Here is a 2,387-nt window from a genome sequence, read left to right as displayed (position 1 = left end):
AACGGACCTATCCAGGACGGCTCCGACGCCGTGATCACACCAGCCACAACAAGATCATCTCATCCCTGACCAGGGGTTACGGGACAACCTTTAGTAGACACACCCGGTCGGGCGGAGGTCCACACCGGCTGCGGGGCCGGTTACCGGTATTCCGTGGCGATGTTGGTGGAGTGGTCTACGGCAGTGCACTGGGCGGCGGTGCGGCTGCCTGTGGTGGTGAGGGTGAGGTTGTTGGGGTTGTCGCAATTGTTGTTCTGGCGGCCTTCTTGGGCGGTGTTCTGCTGGAAGAGGGTGCCGGTGGCTGAGCCGCCTTCGGTCTTGGCTCCGCCGCCGATTTCTGCGCTGTGGAGGTTGGTGGAGCCGTCCAGGGTCTTACAGCTCACGGTCGACCGGCTGTCGGTCAGGTCGATGATCTCTTCCGGGAAGTTCGGGTTGGCACAGTTGTTGTTCTGGCGGCCTTCTTGCGCCGCGTTCTGCTGGTTGACGGCGCCGCCTGTGGCGCCGCCGCCTTCGGCTCGTGCGCCGCCGCCCTTGATGAAGGTTTTGTGGCTGAAGGAGAAGTCCATGTTCCCGCAACGCGCTCCGAGCCGGCCTCCTGTCACGGTGAGGTCCGCGTCGCTGTTGCGGTTGTTGCAGTTGTTGTTCTGTCGGCCTTCCTGGGCGGTGTTCTGCTGGCTTACGTCAGCGGTCGCGCTGCCGCCTTCGGCTCGTGCGCCGCCGCCCTTGACCCACCTGTGCTTGCTGACTGAGGTGTCCTTGTTCCCGCAGCGGCCCTCTACCCGGCCACCCCCGGTTACATCAAGATCACCCAAATTCTCGTTGCTGTTGCTGCAGTTGTTGTTCTGCCGGCCTTCTTGGGCGATGTTCTGCTGGTCCACATCGCCGCCTGTGGCGTTGCCGCCTTCGGCTCGTGCGCCGCCGCCCTTGACCCACGTGTGTTTGCTGAAGGAGGCGTCCCTATTTCCGCAACCGCTCGTCTCCTGGCTCCCATCGTTCAGGTCAGTACTGGGGAGGTTGGGGTTGGCGCAGTTGTTGTTCTGCCGGCCTTCTTGGGCGATGTTCTGCTGGTCCACATCGCCGCCTGTGGCGTTGCCGCCTTCGGCTCGTGCGCCGCCGCCCTTGACCCACGTGCGTTTGCTGAAGGAGGCATCCTTGTTCCCGCAACGGCTCGTCTCCCGGCCACCTCCCCTCACCTCGATCGAGGAGTTTTCGGGGTTGTAGCAGGTGTTGTTCTGTCGGCCTTCTTGAGCGATGTTCTGCTGGAACACGCCGCCGCCGACGGCGTTGCCGCCTTGGGCATGTGCGCCGCGCCCCTTGACCCACGTGTGTTTGCTGAAGGAGGCGTCCTTGTTTTCGCAAGAGCTCCTCTCGTGGCCAGGTTCCAGGTGAGTAGTGGGGAAGTTGGGGTTGGCGCAGACGTTGTTCTGTCGGCCTTCTTGGGCGATGTTTTGCTGCTCCAGACCGCCCTCTGTGGCATTGCCACCTTCGGCTTGGGCGCCGCCGCCCTTGACCCACGTACGCTTGCTGAAGGACCGGTCCAGGTTCCCGCAACGGCTGGTCTCGCGGCCTCCTGTCACCCTGAGGTTGGTGTCGTCGTTGTGGTTATTGCAGGTGTTGTTCTGTCGGCCTTCTTGGGCGATGTTCTGCTGGTACACGTTGCCGCCAACGCTGGTGTTGGAGCCGCCTTCGGCTCGTGCGCCGCTCCCGTGGATCCACGTGTGTTTGCTGAATGAAAGGTCCTGGTCGGTGCAGAGGCCTTCCACCCGACCACCTTCTTCCACGGTGGCGTCGGGGTCGTTGGGGTTATGGCAGTTGTTGTTCTGTCTGCCGCGCTGGGCGGTGTTCTGCTGAGCCAGGCCTGCGGTCGAGGAGCCTCCTTGGGCCTCTGCGGGGCCATTGTGGATGCGTGAGAACGCGGTCAGAGAGCCGTCGGTGGTCACGCACCGGCCGGTTACCCGGGCATCGGTGAGCGTGACCACGTCATTGTCCACCCCGGTGTTGAGGTTGTTGCAGTTGTTGTTCTGCTGGGCGGACTGCGCAATGTCCTGCTGGAAGACCCTCCCGCCGGTGGAGGACCCTCCCTCCGCCCGCGCCTTCGCCTTCCCGTGAGTGGGGCCCGTATCGGCGAGGGCGGTTCCGGCCCCCACTGCTGTGCCTCCGCTGACTGCAAGGACCAGCATGGTGGCTGTCGCGATTTTGTGTAGCCGCATCCCCGTTCTCCTCATGTCATTTGTCGGGTAGTCGCTAACCCCTCCTTCTTGTTGAACGTCGTTACGGTCTTCTCGGGAATGGTCCCTAAAGGTTGTCCCGTAAGTTGATCTTGGGGTGGGTGGAGATGGTCCTGCGGCTCACGGGCCGTTCTCTATCCGGCGAGGGCGAGGTTGTGC

At 63.3% G+C, this 2,387-nt stretch carries 1 protein-coding gene; it reads right to left on the bottom strand.

Annotated features, from left to right (window positions below; genetic code table 11):
* Positions 1–140 precede the first annotated feature (140 nt).
* Positions 141–2,210, bottom strand: a complete 2,070-nt coding sequence (locus AB0M26_RS31790) for a hypothetical protein (protein WP_365266488.1) — start codon at positions 2,208–2,210, stop codon at positions 141–143.
* Positions 2,211–2,387 lie beyond the last annotated feature (177 nt).

This window comes from Streptomyces sp. NPDC051776 (genome assembly GCF_040681345.1).
GTDB lineage: Bacteria > Actinomycetota > Actinomycetes > Streptomycetales > Streptomycetaceae > Streptomyces.
This window is presented reverse-complemented; position numbering and strand designations above follow the sequence as displayed.